Source organism: Alteraurantiacibacter lauratis (assembly GCF_037154155.1).
GTDB classification, from domain to species: domain Bacteria; phylum Pseudomonadota; class Alphaproteobacteria; order Sphingomonadales; family Sphingomonadaceae; genus Alteraurantiacibacter; species Alteraurantiacibacter lauratis.
In genome coordinates, this window is record NZ_JBANRN010000015.1 from 1 (window position 1) to 20,000 (window position 20,000).

15 protein-coding genes, 1 tRNA gene and 2 rRNA genes (1 of these 18 running past the window's edge) are annotated in these 20,000 nt (G+C 62.3%); 11 read left to right on the forward strand and 7 right to left on the reverse strand.

Features of this window, described 5'->3' with window-relative positions:
• From WFP39_RS13005 to dhaK, 3 genes are all read left to right on the forward strand, one after another.
• Window positions 1–482, forward strand: a 482-nt coding sequence (locus WFP39_RS13005) for an HAD-IA family hydrolase (protein WP_336920185.1), incomplete at its 5' end; no start/stop codon positions are given.
• Window positions 483–509: 27 nt separating this feature from the next.
• Complete coding sequence (gene dhaL, locus WFP39_RS13010; protein WP_336920186.1) at window positions 510–1,172, forward strand: dihydroxyacetone kinase subunit DhaL; 663 nt, start codon at window positions 510–512, stop codon at window positions 1,170–1,172.
• 62 nt (window positions 1,173–1,234) lie between these two features.
• Window positions 1,235–2,227 (forward strand): dihydroxyacetone kinase subunit DhaK, encoded by a 993-nt coding sequence (gene dhaK / locus WFP39_RS13015; protein ID WP_336920187.1) that lies wholly within the window; start codon window positions 1,235–1,237, stop codon window positions 2,225–2,227.
• 86 nt (window positions 2,228–2,313) lie between these two features.
• On the opposite strand, the gene WFP39_RS13020 is transcribed toward dhaK, so the two are convergent.
• Window positions 2,314–3,264 (reverse strand): TauD/TfdA dioxygenase family protein, encoded by a 951-nt coding sequence (locus WFP39_RS13020; RefSeq protein WP_336920188.1) that lies wholly within the window; start codon window positions 3,262–3,264, stop codon window positions 2,314–2,316.
• 88 nt (window positions 3,265–3,352) lie between these two features.
• On the opposite strand from WFP39_RS13020, the gene WFP39_RS13025 reads away from it, so the two are divergent.
• The 7 genes from WFP39_RS13025 (at window position 3,353) to WFP39_RS13055 (ending at window position 9,569) form a co-directional block, all read left to right on the forward strand.
• Window positions 3,353–3,652, forward strand: coding sequence for an I78 family peptidase inhibitor (locus tag WFP39_RS13025; protein WP_336920189.1), 300 nt, complete (start codon window positions 3,353–3,355; stop codon window positions 3,650–3,652).
• The gene (locus tag WFP39_RS13030) at window positions 3,645–4,064 is read left to right on the forward strand and encodes a Rid family hydrolase (RefSeq protein WP_336920191.1); all 420 of its coding nucleotides are present in this window, start codon (window positions 3,645–3,647) and stop codon (window positions 4,062–4,064) included. Before WFP39_RS13025 ends, WFP39_RS13030 begins: the two co-directional genes overlap by 8 nt.
• A 3-nt stretch (window positions 4,065–4,067) precedes the next feature.
• The gene (locus WFP39_RS13035; protein WP_336920193.1) at window positions 4,068–5,123 is read left to right on the forward strand and encodes an enoyl-CoA hydratase/isomerase family protein; all 1,056 of its coding nucleotides are present in this window, start codon (window positions 4,068–4,070) and stop codon (window positions 5,121–5,123) included.
• A gap of 79 nt (window positions 5,124–5,202) precedes the next feature.
• The gene (cysD, locus tag WFP39_RS13040) at window positions 5,203–6,105 is read left to right on the forward strand and encodes a sulfate adenylyltransferase subunit CysD (protein ID WP_377923466.1); all 903 of its coding nucleotides are present in this window, start codon (window positions 5,203–5,205) and stop codon (window positions 6,103–6,105) included.
• A gap of 52 nt (window positions 6,106–6,157) precedes the next feature.
• On the forward strand, window positions 6,158–6,901 hold the full coding sequence (locus WFP39_RS13045) for a sulfotransferase family 2 domain-containing protein (RefSeq protein ID WP_336920195.1): 744 nt from the start codon (window positions 6,158–6,160) through the stop codon (window positions 6,899–6,901).
• On the forward strand, window positions 6,898–8,808 hold the full coding sequence (cysN, locus tag WFP39_RS13050) for a sulfate adenylyltransferase subunit CysN (RefSeq protein ID WP_336920196.1): 1,911 nt from the start codon (window positions 6,898–6,900) through the stop codon (window positions 8,806–8,808). Before WFP39_RS13045 ends, cysN begins: the two co-directional genes overlap by 4 nt.
• 20 nt (window positions 8,809–8,828) lie before the next feature.
• The gene (locus tag WFP39_RS13055) at window positions 8,829–9,569 is read left to right on the forward strand and encodes a 3'(2'),5'-bisphosphate nucleotidase CysQ (RefSeq protein ID WP_336920197.1); all 741 of its coding nucleotides are present in this window, start codon (window positions 8,829–8,831) and stop codon (window positions 9,567–9,569) included.
• A gap of 18 nt (window positions 9,570–9,587) precedes the next feature.
• Here the strand turns inward: WFP39_RS13055 and WFP39_RS13060 are convergent, their stop codons facing one another.
• The gene (locus WFP39_RS13060) at window positions 9,588–10,910 is read right to left on the reverse strand and encodes an alkaline phosphatase PhoX (RefSeq protein WP_336920198.1); all 1,323 of its coding nucleotides are present in this window, start codon (window positions 10,908–10,910) and stop codon (window positions 9,588–9,590) included.
• Window positions 10,911–11,031: 121 nt separating this feature from the next.
• Between WFP39_RS13060 and WFP39_RS13065 the strand changes: the two genes are divergently transcribed.
• Complete coding sequence (locus tag WFP39_RS13065) at window positions 11,032–13,245, forward strand: beta-glucosidase family protein (RefSeq protein WP_336920199.1); 2,214 nt, start codon at window positions 11,032–11,034, stop codon at window positions 13,243–13,245.
• A 5-nt stretch (window positions 13,246–13,250) separates the two neighbouring features.
• On the opposite strand, the gene WFP39_RS13070 is transcribed toward WFP39_RS13065, so the two are convergent.
• The 5 genes from WFP39_RS13070 to WFP39_RS13090 form a co-directional block, all read right to left on the reverse strand.
• Window positions 13,251–14,270: a phytase gene (locus WFP39_RS13070; protein ID WP_336920201.1), complete on the reverse strand. Its 1,020-nt coding sequence runs from the start codon at window positions 14,268–14,270 to the stop codon at window positions 13,251–13,253.
• On the reverse strand, window positions 14,270–16,573 hold the full coding sequence (locus WFP39_RS13075) for a TonB-dependent receptor plug domain-containing protein (protein WP_336920203.1): 2,304 nt from the start codon (window positions 16,571–16,573) through the stop codon (window positions 14,270–14,272). The genes WFP39_RS13070 and WFP39_RS13075 overlap by 1 nt, the downstream gene beginning before the upstream one ends.
• A gap of 246 nt (window positions 16,574–16,819) precedes the next feature.
• Window positions 16,820–16,896 (reverse strand) — tRNA-Met (locus tag WFP39_RS13080).
• A 121-nt stretch (window positions 16,897–17,017) separates the two neighbouring features.
• A 5S ribosomal RNA gene (rrf, locus tag WFP39_RS13085) occupies window positions 17,018–17,132 on the reverse strand.
• Between the two features lie 132 nt (window positions 17,133–17,264).
• A 23S ribosomal RNA gene (locus WFP39_RS13090) occupies window positions 17,265–20,000 on the reverse strand (it continues 53 nt past the right edge of the window).

Genomic DNA, 20,000 nt, shown 5'->3' on the forward strand with positions numbered 1-20,000 from the left:
ACAAGGAAAAGACGCGGCTCACCAGCGAGATAGTGGCCGATCTGCCGGTGCGGCCCGGCATCCTGCGCATCATCGACGAGGCGCGCGCGGCGGGTGTGCGGCTGGGTGTGTGCACCACCTCGAACCCCAAATTCATCGACGCGGTGCTCGACCTGTTCGGTCCGGAACGGAAAGCCGCCTTCGAATTCGTCCATGCCGGCGATGTGGTGGCGAAGAAGAAGCCCGCGCCCGACATCTATTTGCTGGCGCTGGAAACGCTTGGCCTGCCGGCATCCGATTGCATGGTGATCGAGGACAGCCGCAACGGCCTGCTCGCCGCTACAGGTGCGGGCATCCCCACGCTGATCACCACCAGCACCTATACGGCGGAAGAAGACTTTTCCGAGGCGGTGAAGGTGGTGCCCGAACTGGGCGATGATCCCGTGCTCATCACTATCAACGATCTCAACGCGCTCAACGCGGCTGCCAAGGCCGCAGCCTGAAAAGCCGCGAAACGAAAGGGAGACTGAATGTCCACGCTTACCCTTGCCGATATTGAAAAGGCCATCGACATCACCTGCGACACGGTGATCCGCAACGAGAAGTATTTCTCCGACCTTGACGGGCTTGCCGGTGACGGCGACTTCGGCACGTCGCTTGCCACCGGGTTCAAGGTGATCAAGGCCGATCTGCCCACCATCGACAAAAGCGCCATCGGCGCCATGCTGCTCAAGATCAGCATGATCTGTTCCAAGCATGTCGGCGGTTCGTCCGGCCCGATCTGGGGCACCGGCTTCATGCGCGCCGGGATGGCGGCCAAGGGCATGACCGAGGTGGATTACGCCACGCTGACCGCGATGGTCGGCTCGGCGCTCGAAGGCATCATGGCGCGCGGTGGGGCCAAGCGCGGTGACAAGACGCTGCTCGACGCGCTGATCCCGATCCACGAAACGATGCAGACGATGGACGGCAGCGATCTGAAGGCGGTTCTGGCGGCCGTTACCAAGGTCGCCGACGAGGCGATTGACGAGACCCGTTCGCTCGTCGCGCATCGCGGCCGCGCCAGCCAGGTGGGCGAGCGCAGCAGCAATACGCCCGATCCGGGCATCGTGGGCATCGCCACCATCCTTTACGACTGGTGCAAGCACTACGGCGTGGACTACACTCCGAAAGCTGCGGAGCTTGCCCGCTGATTCCCCATGCGGAATCCCCCAAGGTTTTCCCGTTTCAACCGTTCCATGGAGAGGAATGACATATGAAGAAGTTCGTCAACGATCCGGCCAATTTCGTGCCCGAATTCATGTCCGGCGTGCTGGCGGCCAATGCCGACCTGCTCGAAGGCAATCTCGAATTCCAGATGATCAAGCGCAAGAACATCGACGCCAGCAAGGTGGCGATCGTGCAGGGTTCGGGTTCGGGGCATGAGCCCGCACACGTGATGGCCGTCGGCCCCGGTATGCTGACTGCCGCTTGCCAGGGCCCGGTGTTTGCCGCGCCGCCGGTTGATGCCTGCTACGAAACGATCAAGGCCGCCGCGACCGATGCGGGCGTGCTGGTGCTGGTGAACAACTACCAGGGCGACCGCATGGCATGGGACATGGCCTGCGAAATGGCCGAGGCCGAGGGCATCAAGCTCAAGCAGTTCATCATCAATGATGACGTCGCAGTGCAGGATTCGCTCTACACCGTGGGCAGGCGCGGCGTGGCGGGCAATTTCTTCGTGATGAAGGCCGCCGGCGCCGCTGCCGAAGCGGGTGCCGATCTCGACGCGGTCTATGCCGTGGCCGAAAAGGTGAACGCCAATGTCCGCACGATGGGCGTGGCGCTGACCAGCTGCATCCCCCCGCAGAAGGGCGATCCGATTTTCGACATCGGCCCCGATGAAATGGAAGTGGGCGTGGGCATTCACGGCGAACCGGGCCGCGAACGCACCAAGATCAAATCCGCCGACGAAATCACCAAGCTGCTGTTCGATGCGGTGCAGACCGACCTGCCGTTCAAGTCGGGCGACCGCGTGGCGCTGATGGTCAATGGCCTCGGCGGCACGCCCCCGGCCGAACTCTATGTGGTTTACAACAAGGCCGCCAAGCTGGCCGCCGAAACCGGTCTGACGATCGCGCGCAATTATGTGGGCGAATATTGCACCGCCATCGAAATGGCCGGCGTGTCGCTCACCATGCTCAAGCTGGATGACGAGCTGGAAAAGCTGCTCGCAGCCCCTGCCGAGACCGCCTGCCGCATTTTCTGATCGCGCAGGTTTAGCCTAACGAAAAGGCCCGGCTCTCTCTTGAGAGCCGGGCCTTTTTGCTGCACCTTTGCTGCGGGGACGAAAGCCTAGCGTCCACCCACCCGCGCATCGGCGATATCGACCACTTTGGGCGCACGCGCGAACAGGGCGGCATAGGGGTCGTCGCCGGTTTCCATCTGGTGCGGTTCGGTGCCTTCACGCACCGTTGTGCGGCGCATGTCGCGCTTGTGGTTGGCGTAATCGAATTCGCCGCCCTTGTGCATGGTGCACAGATTGTCCCAGATCACCAGGTCGCCTGGATTCCATTTCACGCTGAAGATATATTGCGGCTGGGTGGCATGGGCGATCAGATCGGCAATCAGCTTGCGCCCTTCGGCCTTATCCATCCCCTCCACATCCATGGTGTGCGCCGCAATGAACAGCGCTTTGCGCCCCGAACCGCGGTGGACATGCACCAGCGGGTGACGCGCCTTGGGCCGCTCGTCGATTTCCTCCTCGGCAATGGGGGCGCCCGCCTGCTTGCGGCTCCACCACAGCGAATTGATGCCGATCTTGCCTTCGAGCAGATCTTTGGTTTCCTGCGGCAGATCCTCGTAAGCGCTGCGCGTGTCGGCAAACCACGTCTCGCCGCCTTCGGCCGGAACCTGATGCGCCAGCAGCAGCGAATAGGATGTGCGCTTTTCCATGAAGGCGCTGTCGGTATGCCACAGCCGGTCACCCTTGCGGTATTCAATCGCGGCAGGATCGCGCGTAATCTCGCCATCGACATTGAGATTGCTGGCATCGAACAGTTCGCGGAAAGGCAGGCGCATCTTCACGCCCTCGCGCGCGGGAACGCGTTCCAGAAAGCCGAAATTGCGGCTGAAGGCGACATGCTGTTCATCGGTCATGCCGGTATTGCGCCATACAGTGACGCCCCATGTGTCCATCGCATCGGTCACCTGCCGCACCTCTTCCGGAGACAGCGGGCGGGTGAGGTCGAGGCCTGAACATGTCGCGCCGAAGCGCGGCGTGATGGGATCAATGTGCAAAGTCATCAGTTCTCTCTCCTTGACTTTGTCTATACCATCGGTGGATCGACAAGGCGAGAGAAAACGTTAGTATGCTAAGTATAGGAGAGCGGCGATGAAGGCGATTCTGGGACTTGCAGCGGGTTGCATGGTGTTGGCCGGATGTGCCGCCACCACTGCGGATGGCGGCCTTGCCGCGCGCCCGCCCGCCGGGGAATGTGATGCCAGCGGGGTGCAGGGGCTGATCGGGCAGGTCGCCACGGCAGAGCTAGGCACACGCCTGTTGCGCGAAACGGGTTCAGCCACCTTGCGCTGGGTGCCGCCGCGCAGCGCGGCAACGATGGACTATCGGCCTGATCGCCTTACAGTCTCCTATGACGACAATATGCGGATAGAGAGGATTACCTGTGGCTGACCCTACTGATCTTGGCCCGCACGATGGGCGCCAGCGCATCCCCCCGCTGGGCGCTTTCGAGGAACAGGCCAAGTTCACCCGCGCCATCCGCGTAGGCGACCGCATCATCGTGGCGGGCAATATCGGGGTGGAGGCGGATGGCAGCATCAGCCCCGATGCCGGGCGGCAGGCCGAACGCTGTTTCGAACAGATCATCGACTATATCCAGCAGCTTGGCGGCCGGTCGGATGACATTGTGCGGGTGCGCATGTTCGTGACCGACATCAATGATGCGATGGCGGTGACCAACGCCTTCACCGCCGCCTGCGGCCATGCGCGGCCTGCGGGCACGCTGGTAGCCATATCGGCGCTGGCCGGCCCCGCCTTCAAGGTGGAGATCGAGGCCGAAGCCATCGTGGGCGCGGGGCAGTAGTCCTTGCCGCATAGCCAGCCCGAAATCCTGACCCGCCGCCTGGGCGCGCTGGGCGTCATCACGCTGAACCGCCCGCGTGCGCTCCATGCGCTGACCACGGCGATGTGCGAGACGATGGGCGCGGCCTTGCGGGAATGGCAGGGCGATCCCACCGTCGCAGCCGTACTGATCGAACACGCCCCCGGCACGCGCGGATTTTGCGCGGGCGGCGATGTGGTGGCGGTGCGCAATTCGGTGCTGGCAGACGGCGGCGCGGCGGCGCGGGCGTTTTTCCTGTCCGAATACCGGCTCAACCACCTGATCCATGCCTATCCCAAGCCCGTGATCGTTTTCATGGACGGGGTGACGATGGGCGGCGGCGCGGGCATCGCCTTGCCCGCAGCTTTTCGCATCGCGACCGAAAACACGCTGCTCGCCATGCCCGAAGGCGCGATCGGCCTGTTTCCCGATGCCGGCGCGGGCCACCATCTGGCGCAGCTTCCGGGCCATCTGGGCGCGTTCATCGCGCTGACGGGCGCGCGGCTGGACGGCGCCGAGGCGCTGTGGGCGGGGCTTGCCACGCATTATCTGGCGGCGGATGATCTGGCCGAAGCGAAGGAGGCGATTGCCCGCGAACCGCTGGCGGCGGGCGATATATTGTCCGACCTGTCCAGACCCGCGCCCGCCGCCCGGTTGGAAAGGAATGCGGAGCGGATTGCACGCCTGTTCGCCGCCCCCACGCTGGAAGGGATCCTTGCCGCGCTGGCGGCTGATCCTTCCGACTGGGCGGCGAAGGAATACCGCGCAGTCGCCACCAAATGCCCCGCATCGGCCAAGGTCGCGCTGCGCCAGCTTGCCACCCCAACGGGCGATTTCACGGCCGAAATGGCGCGCGAATATGCCATTGTCTGCCGCATGATCGCGCGGCCCGATTTCGCCGAAGGTGTGCGCGCGGTGCTGGTGGACAAGGACAGCGCGCCCGTCTGGCATCCGTCCGCACCCGAAGGCGTGACCGAGGCCATGCTCGACGCGATCTTCGCGCCATTGCCGCATGACCAGGAATGGACGCCATTGGCCTGATCGGTTTGGTGCCCTGAAAGAAAATATAATAAGGGTTAGCCCTTGCCATGCTGCACTGCACAAGGCATTTCGGTGCGCCATGAAAAGCTTAACCCATCTCCAGCGGCTGGAAGCCGAAGCCATTCACATCATGCGCGAAGTCGTGGCCGAAGCGGAACGCCCTGTGTTCCTCTATTCGGTCGGCAAGGACAGCGCGGTCATGCTGCACATCGCGCTCAAGGCCTTTTATCCTTCGCCGCCGCCATTTCCGTTCCTGCACATTGCGAGCGGCTGGGATTTCCAGGACCTGCTTGACCTGCGCGACCGGCAGGCGGCGCGTTTCGGTCTGAACCTGGTGGTGCACCATAATGCCGAAGCGGCCGCGCGCGGGATCAACCCGATCGATACACCCACGCCGATCTATTCGCAGCTGATGCTGACCGATGCGCTGAAGGCAGCGCTCGATGCGGGCGGCTATGACGCGGCGTTCGGCGGCGGCCGCCGTGACGAGGAGAAGAGCCGCGCCAAGGAGCGCATCTTCTCCTTCCGCACCGCCACGCACAGCTGGGATCCCAAGAACCAGCGGCCCGAATTGTGGAACCTGTACAACGCGCGCAAGAACAAGGGGGAAAGCATCCGCGTTTTCCCGCTGTCCAACTGGACTGAGCTCGACATCTGGCAATACATTCTGGCCGAAAATATCGAGATCGTGCCGCTCTATTACGCAGCCAAGCGCCCCACTGTGGAACGCGACGGCTTGCTGTTGGTGGTGGATGATGAGCGGATGACACTGCGCCCTGGCGAAGTGGTGAAGGAGCAGAGCGTGCGCTTCCGCACTCTGGGCTGCTACCCGCTTACCGGCGCGGTGCAAAGCGAGGCGGCAACGCTGCCCGAAATCATCCAGGAAATGCTGCTGACCACCACATCGGAACGCAATGGCCGCGCGGTCGACAAGGACCAGTCGGCCAGCATGGAGAAGAAGAAGCAGGAAGGCTATTTCTGATGCTTGCGCGGCGCGCAGCCCCTGCACGGATGGTCGGCGGCGGAGACAGTGCGTGATATCGCACCCGCACCGCTGCGTGTTCGTGCATGTGCCCAAGACGGGAGGGCAGAGCGTGGAAAGCGTGTTTTTGGCGCTTCATGGCCTGTCGTGGGAAGATCGTCGCCCCCTGCTGCTTTATGCCAACGATGATCCTGCCAAGGGTCCGGACAGGATGGCGCATTTGCTGGCGCGCGAATATGTGGCGCTTGGACATATCGATCCGGCGCAGTTCGCTGGCTATTTCAAATTCGCCTTCGTGCGCAATCCGTGGGCGCGGCTGGTTTCGGAATTCGAATACCGGCAGAACAGCCACCTGCCGACGTTCGAACAGTTCGTGGACGCACGCCTGGCGCAGCTCGACAGTTTCTCGGACCATTCGCGCCACATCGTCCCGCAGACAGATTGCGTGACCGATGAAAACGGCAATTACATCGTCGATTTCATTGGCCGGTTCGAAACGCTGGCGCAGGATTTTGCCACGATGGCGCGCCATCTGAACCTGCCGAGCGAGCAATTGCCCCACCGCAACAAATCGGGCAAGCCGCGCAAGGCCGGACTGCTCGACCGCCTGCTGGGCAGAGGCCGTGCGCCTGCAACGAAGCGCCCATGGCAAGGCTATTACACCCCGGCCCTGCGCGACCGGATCGGGGCGTTTTACGCCGAGGATATCGCGCGCTTCGGCTATTCTTTCGATCGCGGCCACAGCGCCGCTCCCATCATCCCGATTTCGTTATCCGAGCCAGCGAGACAAGCATGACGTCCACCGAACCCGTCTACCAGGCCGATGCCCTTATTGCCGAAGACATCGATGCCTATCTGGCGCAGCACCAGAACAAGACGCTGCTGCGCTTCATCACCTGCGGCAGCGTGGACGACGGCAAGAGCACGCTGATCGGCCGCCTGCTGTACGACAGCAAGATGATCTTCGAGGATCAGCTCGCCGCGCTCGAAGCCGACAGCAAGCGCGTGGGCACACAAGGTGACGCCATCGATTTCGCCCTGCTGGTGGACGGACTGGCCGCCGAACGCGAACAGGGCATCACCATCGATGTCGCCTACCGCTTCTTCACCACCGAAAAGCGCAAGTTCATTGTCGCCGATACGCCGGGGCATGAACAATACACGCGCAACATGGTGACCGGCGCGAGCACGGCGGATCTTGCGGTAATCCTGATCGATGCGCGCAAGGGCGTGCTGACGCAGACGCGCCGCCACAGCTTTCTGGCGCATCTGGTAGGGATCCGCCACATCGTGCTGGCGGTGAACAAGATGGACCTGGTGGATTACGACCAGTCCACTTTCGAACATATCGTGGCCGATTACCGCAGCTTTGCCAAATCCATCGGAATTACAGACTTCACCCCAATTCCGATTTCGGGGTTCAAGGGCGACAACATCACCAACGCGCCCAGCCCGAACACCCCCTGGTATGACGGGCCCAGCCTGATCAACCATCTCGAAACCGTAGAGGTGGACAACACCACCGCGCAGGCGCAGCCTTTCCGGATGCCCGTGCAGTGGGTGAACCGCCCCAATCTCGATTTCCGGGGCTTTTCTGGATTGATCACCAGCGGCACAGTGAAGCCGGGCGATGCGGTGCGCATCGTGCCTTCGGGCAAGACCAGCACGGTCAAGTCGATCGTCAGCTTCGATGGCGAACTGGACGAGGCGGTGGCAGGCGAGGCAGTGACCATTTGCCTGGCGGACGAGGTCGATTGCAGCCGCGGGAATGTGATCGCCGCCGCAGGCAATCCGCCCGAAAGCGCCGACCAGTTCGAAGCCAATATCATCTGGATGAGCGACGACGACCTGATTCCGGGCCGCGCCTATTGGCTGAAACTGGCGACGCAAACGGTCAGCGCCACCATAGCGCAGCCCAAATACGAGATCGACGTCAATTCGATGGAGCATCTGGCCGCCAAGACGCTGAAACTGAACGGCATTGGCGTGGCCGAAGTCACCACCGACAAGCCGATCGTGTTCGAACCCTACGAAGCCAGCCGCTCGCTGGGTGGGTTCATCCTGATCGACAAGCTGACCAACGCCACCGTGGGTGCAGGCATGATCAATTTCAGCCTGCGCCGCGCGCAGAATGTGCATTGGCAGGCGCTGGAAATCACCCGCGAACAGCACGCCGCGATGAAGAACCAGAAGCCCGCCGTGCTGTGGTTCACGGGCCTGTCGGGCAGCGGCAAATCGACCATCGCCAATATGGTGGAGAAAAAGCTGCACCGGATGAACCGGCACACCTTCCTGCTGGATGGCGACAATGTGCGCCACGGCCTCAACAAGGATCTGGGCTTTACCGAAGCGGACCGGATCGAGAATATCCGCCGCGTGGGCGAAGTCGCCAAACTGATGGCGGATGCGGGCCTGATCGTCATCACCGCGTTCATCAGCCCGTTCCGCGCTGAGCGCGAAATGGTGCGCGCGATGCTGCCCGAAGGCGAATTCTTCGAAATTCACATCGACACACCGCTCGAAGTGGCAGAAGCGCGCGATGTGAAGGGGCTTTACCAGAAGGCACGCGAGGGCAAGCTGAAGAACTTCACCGGGATCGACAGCCCGTATGAAAAGCCGGAAAACCCCGAAATCCGCATCGACACCACCGCGATGACGGTGGAGCAGGCGGCCGACCTCATCATTGACCGGCTGCTGGGTTGAACGGCGTGACTGGAGCCAACATGACCGACGCCGATCTGGCCGCCCATCTGGCCGAAGTTGCGGGGCGCATCCTGCTGGAGGTGCGCGCCAGCGGCATGTTTGAAGGCAAGAGCCTGGGCAAGGCAGGCGACCAGACCGCGAACCAGTTCCTTGTGCACGCGCTGCGCCAGCAACGGCCGGATGATGGCCTGCTCTCCGAAGAAAGCAAGGATACCGAAGAACGCCTGTCCAAATCGCGCGTGTGGATTGTCGATCCGGTCGACGGCACGCGCGAATATGGCGAGGAACGCGCCGACTGGGCGGTGCATGTCGGGCTTGCGATCGATGGGGTTGCCACGCTGGGCGCGGTGGCGCTGCCGGGATTGGCAGGCGGCGTGGTGCTGCGCAGCGACCAGCCGCGCACCCTGCCCCCCGCTCCCGAACGCCCGCGCCTTGTCGTTAGCCGCACCCGCCCTGCCGCCGAAGCCGTGGCCGTGGCCGAGGCGCTGGGAGGCGAGCTGGTGGGCATGGGCAGCGCCGGGGCCAAGGCGATGGCGGTGGTGCTGGGCGATGCCGAAATCTACCTCCATTCGGGCGGGCAATATGAATGGGACAGCTGCGCGCCTGTGGCGGTTGCCGCCGCGCACGGCCTGCATTGCAGCCGCATCGACGGCAGCGCGATGCGGTATAATCAGGCGGACACTTACCTGCCGGACTTGCTGATCTGCCGCCCCGAATGGGCCGAGCCGGTGCTGGCTTTCTTGCGCGAACGGGCGGGTTGACGCCTCAGCCCATGCCTATCAGCCCCAGTTCCACGGTCCCGTGATCGCCAATGTGCGCGTGGGTTCCATCAGATTGACGAACAGCGTGGCGCCGTCGGGCGAGAAACACACGCCAGCCGGCTCGGTCTCCACCCGCAGCCGGGCAAAGGGATAAACGCCGCCTGCGGTGGTGACCCCGCGAATATAGTTCACCTGATTGCCCGACCGGTCTTCGCACACGATAAGATGCCCGTCGGGCGCAATCGTCAGATTGTCGCCATAAGTGAAATCGTCGCCCGATGCGCTTTCGAAAAACAAGTCGAGCATGTCGGCGCCATTCGCATTGCTGGCCGGACGCAGGCGGAAAATCTGCCCGAAACGCCCCGGCCCGCCCGATGTGCAGGTGAAATAGAACTCGCCCTCGCCCATCCAGATGCCTTCGCCGCGGGCAAACAACGTGGCGCCCTGCGCCGCGCCGCGCTGACGCAGATCGTCTTCGGGCGCTTCGACATTGTCGAGATCGATCCAGCGGCAGGCGACGGCCTGGCCCACAGCTATCTGGCGGTTTTCCCAGTTGCGCGAATCGGCCACGCCTTCAGCTGCCAACGCCTGCAATTGCCCGCCCGCGGCCAATTGGCCGGGAATCGCCGGGATGAAGCGGTACAGCAGGCTGTCGGGCCGGTCCTCGGTCAGGTAGACGATTCCGCTGGCCGGATCGACCACGGCAGCTTCGTGGTTGAAACGGCCCATCGCGGTCAGCGCCACGGGAATCACCTGCCGCTCCGCATTGGCAGGCACTTCAAAGACATAGCCGTGATCGCGGTTGATCTGTCCATCCGCGCGCGAGACATTCTCCTCGCACGAAAGCCAGCTACCCCACGGCGTGACCCCGCCCGCGCAATTGCGGATCGTGCCCGCCAGGCTGCGGTATTGCCGCTTTACCGCCAGCGTTGCGGCATCAATAACCAGCGTGGTTGTGCCGCCTGCAAGGGGCACCAGGCTGCGCGCCACGGTATCGTAAGCCGGGCCGTTTGCGCCGCCGCTGTCGGCTATGGCATTCAATTCGTGGTTGCGCACCAGCGCCAACTCGCCATTGCCGATGTCAAAGCAGCCCATGCCGTCCGCCCGGTCGGGCACCGTCCCGCCATCGGTCATCGCATCGCCCAGCGTGGAGAGCACACGGTAGGAAAAGCCCGGCGGCAGATCAAGGATTGCCGCAGGATCGGGCACCAGCGCGCCGTAAGCATCGGCCGCGGGCAAAGCCGCAAGGCCACCCGCAGCGCGAGCGGCACAGCCCGCAGCGGCAAATGCGGCAAAGGCGCTGCCCGTGGCGCTAAGGAACTGGCGGCGATCGGCAATCATGGGGCACTCCGTCAAAACAGCGTTGGCGCAGCGCTAGGCACGCCTTGCGACGGTTTTATGTCGGCATTGCGCTATTGGGCAATGTTCGTGATATACTTCACAGGAAAATGAGAGGAACGCCATGAAATCGCGCCATATCCTGCTTGCCGCCACGGTGCTGGCGCTGGCCGTCTCGCCTGCGCTGGCGCAAACGCCGCAACCGGGTGGCGCAGCGCTGCTCGCCGCCGACACGCGCGGCACGCCCGATGAACGCGCCGCCGCGATGCTGGCGCAGATGACGCAGGACGAAAAGCTCACTCTGCTGATGGGCTATTTCGGGGAGGACTTTGCCCCGGCAAACTACACCCGTGTGCCAGAGGCGCGCGCGGGTTCGGCAGGCTATGTGCCCGGCATCCCGCGCCTTGGCATTCCGGCGCAATGGCAGGCCGATGCGGGTATCGGCGTTGCCACCCAAGGCGGCGCGGCCAGCAAACGCGGGCGCACCGCGCTGCCATCTGGCCTTGCCACAGCGGCCAGCTGGGACGTGGACGCCGCCTTTGCCAGCGGCGCGATGATCGGCAGCGAGGCGCGCGCCGACGGGTTCAACGTGCTGCTGGCGGGCAGCGTCAACCTGATCCGCGAGCCGCGCGGCGGGCGCAATTTCGAATATGCGGGCGAGGATCCCTTGCTGGCGGGCGTGATGGTGGGCCGCCAGATTGCCGGCATTCAATCCAACAACATCATCTCCACCTCAAAGCATTTTGCCGTGAACGCGCAGGAAACCGACCGCGGCGCAGGCAATTCGGTGGTGGAGGAGGCGGCCTTGCGGATGGCCGACCTGTTTGCCTTTCAGATCGCGCACGAGATTGGTCAGCCGGGATCGGTCATGTGCGCCTATAACCGGGTGAACGGCCCCTATTCGTGCGAGCACCCCTTTCTGCTGACGCAGGTGCTGCGCGAAGAATGGGGCTGGCCGGGCTACGTCATGTCCGATTGGGGGGCGGTGCATTCGACCGCGCCCAGCATCGTCGCCGGGCTGGATCAGGAATCGGGCTTTGGCCTGCAAAGTGATGCGTGGCTGCGCGCCGATAGGGTGGCGGCGGCGCTGGAAGCGGGCGAAATCACACAGGCGCATATCGACACCGCCGTGCGCCGCATCCTGCGCAGCATGTTCGCGCACGGGCTGGTCGACAACCCGGTTGCCGAGGGGCAGGCCATCGACTTTGCCGCCAACCGGGCCGTGTCACAGGTGGCGGCGGAAGGGGGCATTGTGCTGCTCAAGAACGAGCGCGGCCTGCTGCCTCTTGGCGCCACAGCGCGCCGCATCGTGGTGATTGGCGGCCATGCCGACAGGGGCGTCTTGTCGGGCGGCGGGTCCAGCCAGGTCTATCCCGGCGAGGGGCCGGATGGCGGCAATGCCGTGCCGGGGCTGGAGCCGCGCACATGGCCGGGACCAGTGGTCTATTACCCCTCCAGCCCGCTGGAGGAACTGCGCGCGCTGCTGCCCGATGCCGATATCTCCTTCCATGACGGGCGCGATCACGAAGGCGCAGCGGCCGCCGCCAATGCGGCCGATCTCGCCATCGTGTTTGCCAACCAATGGGCCAGCGAAAGCATCGATGTGCCGCTGCATGTGGAGGACGATACACTGGTGGAATCGGTGGCGATGAACCAGCCCAACACCGTGGTCGTGCTGCAGACCGGCGGGCCGGTGCTGATGCCATGGGCCGCGCGCGTTCCGGCCATCGTGCAGGCGTGGTATCCGGGCCGCAATGGCGGCGCGGCGATTGCCCGCGTGCTGACCGGCGCGGTCAACCCGTCGGGCCACCTGCCCGTCACCTTCCCGCGCGCTCTTGCCCAATTGCCGCATCCGGGCGATCCGCAGCCGGGCGATGTCGTGTATTCCGAGGGCGCGGCGGTGGGGTACAAGTGGTTCGATGCCCACGGGCACGACCCGCTGTTCCCCTTCGGTCACGGGCTGTCCTATACTAGCTTCGCCATGAGCGATCTGGCGGTGGAGGCGCGCGGCGAAGGGCTGGTGGCGCGCTTCACACTGACCAATACCGGCACGCGCGCCGGCGCGGATGTGGCACAGATCTATGTCAGCGGGCCGAACTGGGAAGCGCCGCAAAGGCTGGGCGGCTTTGCCAAGGTCAGCCTCGAACCGGGCGAGACGCGGCAAATCGAAGTAGCGGTCGATCCGCGCCTGCTGGCCGTGTGGGATACCGCGAATCCGGGCTGGACCCGTGCGGCGGGCACCTACACCGTGCGCCTTGGCGAAAGTTCGCGGGTGATGGCGGACAGCGTGGAGATCACCCTGCCCGCCAGCCATTTGCCACCCGGATGGAAGCCGTAGCGGGGTTATTCCAACCCCAGCGCGGCCACCACATCGGCCCAGCTTACCAGCTTGAAGTTCTGCGCCGCGGGCGCATTCCGCCCGTCCTGCGCCACGAACAGCCCTTGCGGATAAAGCGGCCCGAAATCGCCAAGCGCGAGATCGATCCCGTCGGTCTCCTCGGTCGCGCCGAATTGCCGGGCGGCAATGCGGAAGCGGCCCACAGGGGCCATGTCGGGCAGGCGGAACACGGCATAGGCGTTGTCGCCCTGGCTCGACGCCACCAGATAGCCGCCATCCGCGCCGGCGGGGGCCAGCGCCACCCCTTCCAGATCGGCAACCAGATAGCGGTTGTCGATCGGCGCGACCAGATCGCCCGTGGTGCTGCCCGCCGCAAAACGCCACAGGCCGCCCGCTTCCTCGCCCACATAAAGGGTGCCGTTGCGGTTATCGACCACGCAGCCTTCGGGCTGGGTGGCGACGGTCAGCACACGTTCCATGGTGAAGGCAGGCGCCGCGCCCGACAGGTCGATGCGCACTTCATGCGTGCGCCCTTCCTTCAGCACCGAATAGGCACGCAGCACGCCGCCCCGGTAGCCGAGGCACAGGCCATACCCCTCGCCCGCACCGCCGGGGCCAGTGCCAAGAGGCTCCAGCACGGCGGTTTGGGTGTTCAGGCGATAGACCTGCAAGGCGGCATTCAACAGATCGTTGCGGTCGCTCGCCACCACGATGACGCCGTGATCCGCTGTATCGACCAGATCGACATTATTCACCCGGCCGCTATCCACGAAACTGCGCCGCGCGCCGTCCAGCCCATAGACATACAGGCCCGCCTTCTTGTCGGTCGCGACGATCAGGCTTGCGGCGGGATTGGCCGCGTTGCGCCAGATCGCCGGATCATCCGCCGCATCCTCGTTCGCCGTGCCCACCGGCACCGTCTCGCCCAAGGCGTAGACGGCAACCGGCGGCAGACCCTGCGGGGCAGTGGCGCACGCGGCGAGGAACAAGGCACCCGCCGCTGCGGCAAACAACCGGGCGCGCATCAGAAGGCATACCTTGCGATCAACTGGAACACCGGTCCTGCCTGTTCGCTTTCCAGTTCGTATTCATCAAAGCTGCGGTCGATCTGGTCCTGCACCGTGGTGAACTTGTTGAACACCTCGTCCTTGGTGGAATCAAGGAGGTTGGAACCCACCGCACGGATGGTGAAGTTGTCACCGAAGCTCTTCTCCACGAAGATTTCGAGATCGGCGCCATAGGTTGTGGTCACCTCCTCGCCAATCACGCGGCCAAAGGCGGCGCCCTGCTTGCGGTATGTCACGCCGAACGCTGCGCCGATGGCATTGAAATCGTGAATGAAGCCCATGTTGTAGACATATTTGGACTGGTCGTTGAACCGCCGGCTGCCGAAGATATCGGTAATCGAGCTGTCAATCAGGCCGAGATTGCCGAAGATGCCGGTATCCGGCAGGCCGAGGAAAGCAAGGCTGGTCGAAAGGTCGAATTCGATGCCGTACACTTCGCCGTTGCCGGTGTTGCGCGGCTGGAACACGAAGGTTCCCGGACCTTCGGAGCCTTCGACGCCGGTATTGGCAAGCTCGACAAGGTTCTTCACATCGCGGTAGAATACGTTCACGCCGACCACGCCGGTGCGCCCGATGCGGTGTTCATACCCCAGATCGCCGCCCCACGCCGTTTCGGGCAGCAAGTTGGGATTGCCGAGCAGGTCGTTATCGCCCAGTTCCGCTTCGAGCAGCACGGGACTGATGAAATCGAACCGGGGACGGCGAACCGTCCGCGCGCCGGAAATGGTGATCCGGCCCTCGCCCACCGCAATCTTGGCCGAGGCTGACGGCAGGAAGTAATCGAAGCTGGTCTCAAGCGCACCGATCCGCACATCGGTGTTTTCCCAGCGTATGCCCGCCTCGAACGTCACCGCGCCGGCCTGCCCCTCGATCAGCGCGAACAGATCGCGGCGATCTTCCTCGATCTTGCCCGGAGCGGCAGCCGGTAGAGTGAAGGGCGTGGCGAACTGTTCAGGCGTTTCGCTGAACTGGTCGTATCCTTCGCGATCGGCGGCTGTCAGGTTGAACCGGTTGCGCACGCTGCGCACATCGCTCAGGCGGTCCTTGTTCTGGGCAAAGCCTCCGAACACGAGATCAAGATCATCAGCGAGCGGAACCTGATGGTCGATCTCGACCACGAATTCCTTGTCGGCAATGTCGGTCAGCGACAGATCGCCGGTGAAGCGCGGCGTGCCGCGGTCGAAGTCGACCTCGTATTCGAATTCATCCTGAAAATCATCGAACCGTGAGAAGGAGACGCGCACACCGGTTTCGCCGGCGGCCCATTCCTGTTCCACCTTGGCGCTGATCGCCCAGCTTTCCTGCGTGATGTCGTTGACGTTGATATTGTCGGTCAGCAGATTGCCGGGGTTCGCGGTTCGCACCGGGCCGTTGATGGCGGTGGGATCGTTATATTCGAAGGACCGCTCGCTCTCGGTGCGTTCGGTGCGCACGAAATTTCCGGCTATCTCGAAGAATGTGCCGCCGGAATCGATCACATAGCTGCCGTTGAAAGCGTAATCGGTGCCGTCGCGCGTATCGGTCTGGTCTTCCCGGTTGTCGAAATCATCCGCAAAGAAGTCCGCATTGTTTTCCGGGGAGTCGCTGAAGCGGAAGCTGCTCTTGATCTTGGGGTTGTAACGCCCCTGAACATTCGCACCGATCAGGATGCGCCCCGGCCCGGCTTCGCCGCCGTAGTAGAAGCCGGCGCTGGGCTTCACTTCGCCGTCATCAAACAGAAGGCCGCCGCCCCGGATATATCCGCCATCGAGCGACAGACCATCGCGCAGTTCGATGTTGATCGTGCCGGCAACCGCATCACCGGTGCGGCGGGCGGAAGAGGAGCGGACAATCTCCACGCGTTCGATCAGTTCGGCCGGTACCCGGTCGAGGAAGAACGAACGGTCAGCCTGCGAGCCAGGCACGCGCTCCCCATTGATCAGGATCTGGGTATAGCCCGGATCAAGTCCACGAAGGCGCGCCCCGTCGCTCTCCAGAACGTCCGACAGAAAGGTGACGCTGGGAACGCGGCGCAGCGCATCGCCTGCAGTGAGCGGCTCAAAGCGCTGGAAGAACTGCTCGTCATAGACGAGGACGGGCTCGGCCTCTTCGCTGCGATCGCGAAAGCCAATCGCGCTGATCACCACAATATTGCTGGCGGAACGGATTTCCTCCTGCTCGACCGGATCGGTTGTGCCAGCAGTCTGCGCGAACGCCGGAGTGCAGATCACGGCCGCAATCGCGGCGGCGCAGGTGGAGAGGGTGTAACGGGCGTCTGTCATCGGAACTGGTCCATCCTTGGCTAAAGATGGAGCGCCTTTCGGAGCCGCTTGTTGCACTGCAGCGACAAAAATATTGCACTTCAGGGACAGGAAAGGGATGTGGCAAGCCAGCAACAGGAGGAAAGGTTGCGGGCCTTTGCGCGCCTCGTGCGCAGCAGCGGCGAAGAAGCGCGCAGTCTTGGGACAATCCCGATGGTCGAAACGCAAAAAGCCCCACCGGCAGGGCGAGGCTTCTGGGTATGGTATTGGTTGCGGGGGCAGGATTTGAACCTGCGACCTTCAGGTTATGAGCCTGACGAGCTACCGGGCTGCTCCACCCCGCGTCACCGATAAAAACGCACGCGACGCATAGCCGCATAAGACGCCAAAAGGGCCATCCCACGAGGGGACAGCCCTTTGACTGTGAATGGGTTTTGAGCCTTGCCTGTACACGCCGGCTACAATGCCTGGCGACGTCCTACTCTTCCAACGCTTGAGCGTTAGTACCATCGGCGCTGCCTGGTTTCACGGCCGAGTTCGAGATGGGATCGGGTGGGTCACAGGCGCCATGATCACCAAGCAATGAAGCCGGCGTGACGGACAAGGGTTTAAATCGATGCACCCTGCTAAGGGATGTATTGTTGAGGCATCATCGGGCTTGAGACATCCTCCACAATGTGCGGGCCACAGGCCTGACATTGATGGTGGGATCACCAAGCGCGAACAGAACTATTAGGACCGGTTAGCTCCATACATTACTGCACTTCCACACCCGGCCTATCAACGTGATGGTCTATCACGGTTCGATGATTGCTTATCTTGAGGGAGGCTTCCCGCTTAGATGCTTTCAGCGGTTATCCCGTCCATACATAGCTACCCTGCTGCACTCCTGGCGGAATGACAGGTACACCAGAGGTATGTTCACCCCGGTCCTCTCGTACTAGGGGCAACTCCTCTCAACAATCGACGCCCACGGCAGATAGGGACCAAACTGTCTCGCGACGTTCTGAACCCAGCTCACGTACCACTTTAATTGGCGAACAGCCAAACCCTTGGGACCTGCTCCAGCCCCAGGATGTGATGAGCCGACATCGAGGTGCCAAACACTGCCGTCGATATGAGCTCTTGGGCAGTATCAGCCTGTTATCCCCGGCGTACCTTTTATCCGTTGAGCGATGGCCCTTCCACGAGGGACCACCGGATCACTATGACCGACTTTCGTCTCTGCTCGACTCGTCAGTCTCGCAGTCAGGCAGGCTTATGCCATTGCACTCTAACAGCCGGTTTCCAACCGGCCTGAGCCTACCATCGCGCGCCTCCGTTACTCTTTAGGAGGCGACCGCCCCAGTCAAACTACCCGCCACAGAGGGTCCCTACACCGGCTAACGGTGCGAGGTTAGACATCAGAAAACAGCAGGGTGGTATTTCACCTATGGCTCCCCTCGAGCTGGCGCCCAAGATTCAAAGCCTCCCACCTATGCTACACAACTCTTTCCTAATGCCACTCTGAAGCTGCAGTAAAGGTGCACGGGGTCTTTCCGTCTAACCGCGGGTATCCCGCATCTTCACGGGAACTTCAATTTCGCTGAGCATATCCTGGAGACAGTGGGGAAGTCGTTACGCCATTCGTGCAGGTCGGAACTTACCCGACAAGGAATTTCGCTACCTTAGGACCGTTATAGTTACGGCCGCCGTTTACTCGGGCTTCAATTCGGAGCTTGCACTCCTCCTCTTAACCTTCGAGCACCGGGCAGGCGTCACACCCTATACGTCGTCTTGAAGCCGACTTAGCAGAGTGCTGTGTTTTTGCTAAACAGTCGCTACCCCCTGGCCTGTGCCCCCTGACAAAGCTTGCGCTAAGCCAGGGCCTCCTTCTTCCGAAGGTACGGAGGCAATTTGCCGAGTTCCTTCAGGATACTTCACTCAAGCGCCTTGGTATACTCTACCTGACCACCTGTGTCGGTTTCGGGTACGGTCTATACGGTGGGGCTATTTCCTGGAACAACTTGGCTGCCGAACCAATCCGATAAGGATCGACAACGTCCATCATCCGTCACACACCACCAGGCCCACGAATATTAACGTGGTTCCCATCGACTACCCCCTTCGGGCTCGTCTTAGGGGCCGGCTCACCCTGCGCCGATTAGCGTTGCGCAGGAACCCTTGGTCTTTCGGCGAGAGGGCATCTCACCCTCTTTGTCGCTACTCATGTCAGCATTCGCACTTCCGATACGTCCACGGTCGGTTACCCTCCCGCTTCACTCGCTTACGGAACGCTCCGCTACCGCTCAGTCCGAAGACTGAACCCTAAGCTTCGGTGCATCACTTTAGCCCCGTTACATCTTCGCCGCAGGAACCCTTATTTAGACCAGTGAGCTGTTACGCTTTCTTTAAAGGATGGCTGCTTCTAAGCCAACCTCCTGGTTGTTTTGGGATTCCCACATGCTTTCCCACTTAGTGATGACTTGGGGACCTTAGCTGTAGGTTAGGGCTGTTTCCCTTTTGACGACGGACCTTAGCACCCGCCGTCTGTCTGCCGGACAAGACTCGTTGGTATTCGGAGTTTGGTTAGAGTTGGTAGATCTCGCGACCCCCGCATCCATCCAGTGCTCTACCCCCAACGGCATACATCCGACGCACTACCTCAATAGTTTTCGCGGAGAACCAGCTATTTCCCGGCTTGATTGGCCTTTCACCCCTAAACACAGCTCATCCGAGAATTTTTCAACATTCACCGGTTCGGTCCTCCAGTGCGTGTTACCGCACCTTCAACCTGGCCATGCCTAGATCGCCGGGGTTCGGGTCTAATTCATCGAACTCAGTCGCCCTATTCAGACTCGCTTTCGCTGCGCCTACACCTAACGGCTTAAGCTTGCTCGATAAATTAAGTCACTGACCCATTATGCAAGAGGTACGCTGTCACCCCCTATGGGGCTCCAACTGATTGTAAGCATTCGGTTTCAGGTACTGTTTCACTCCCCTAATCGGGGTGCTTTTCACCTTTCCCTCACGGTACTTGTTCGCTATCGGTCATGTACGAGTATTTAGGCTTGGAGGGTGGTCCCCCCATGTTCAGACAGGATTTCACGTGTCCCGCCCTACTCGAGTCTCATCTCATCACTTTCGCATACGGGGCTGTCACCCGCTATGGCCACTCTTTCCAAAGTGTTCTGCTAGTTGAAAGATGAGCACTGGCCTGGTCCCGGTTCGCTCGCCACTACTACGGGAATCTCTGTTGATGTCTTTTCCTCCGGGTACTGAGATGTTTCAGTTCCCCGGGTTCGCTTCACCAAACCTATATATTCAGTCTGGTGATACCCTATCCACCTCTTCTGACACCCCCGAAGGGATGACAGAGGAAATGGTGAAGGTGGGTTTCCCCATTCGGAAATCGCCGGATCGAAGCTTGCTCACAGCTCCCCGACGCTTATCGCAGCGTGCCACGTCC

Coding starts and splice junctions, on each gene's coding strand:
- dhaL (WP_336920186.1), top strand. CDS start 510: ATGTCCACGCTTACCCTTGCCGATATTGAAAAGGCCATCGACATCACC.
- WFP39_RS13070 (WP_336920201.1), bottom strand. CDS start 14,270: ATGCGCGCCCGGTTGTTTGCCGCAGCGGCGGGTGCCTTGTTCCTCGCC.
- dhaK (WP_336920187.1), top strand. CDS start 1,235: ATGAAGAAGTTCGTCAACGATCCGGCCAATTTCGTGCCCGAATTCATG.
- cysN (WP_336920196.1), top strand. CDS start 6,898: ATGACGTCCACCGAACCCGTCTACCAGGCCGATGCCCTTATTGCCGAA.
- cysD (WP_377923466.1), top strand. CDS start 5,203: ATGAAAAGCTTAACCCATCTCCAGCGGCTGGAAGCCGAAGCCATTCAC.
- WFP39_RS13020 (WP_336920188.1), bottom strand. CDS start 3,264: ATGACTTTGCACATTGATCCCATCACGCCGCGCTTCGGCGCGACATGT.
- WFP39_RS13025 (WP_336920189.1), top strand. CDS start 3,353: ATGAAGGCGATTCTGGGACTTGCAGCGGGTTGCATGGTGTTGGCCGGA.
- WFP39_RS13060 (WP_336920198.1), bottom strand. CDS start 10,910: ATGATTGCCGATCGCCGCCAGTTCCTTAGCGCCACGGGCAGCGCCTTT.
- WFP39_RS13055 (WP_336920197.1), top strand. CDS start 8,829: ATGACCGACGCCGATCTGGCCGCCCATCTGGCCGAAGTTGCGGGGCGC.
- WFP39_RS13065 (WP_336920199.1), top strand. CDS start 11,032: ATGAAATCGCGCCATATCCTGCTTGCCGCCACGGTGCTGGCGCTGGCC.
- WFP39_RS13075 (WP_336920203.1), bottom strand. CDS start 16,573: ATGACAGACGCCCGTTACACCCTCTCCACCTGCGCCGCCGCGATTGCG.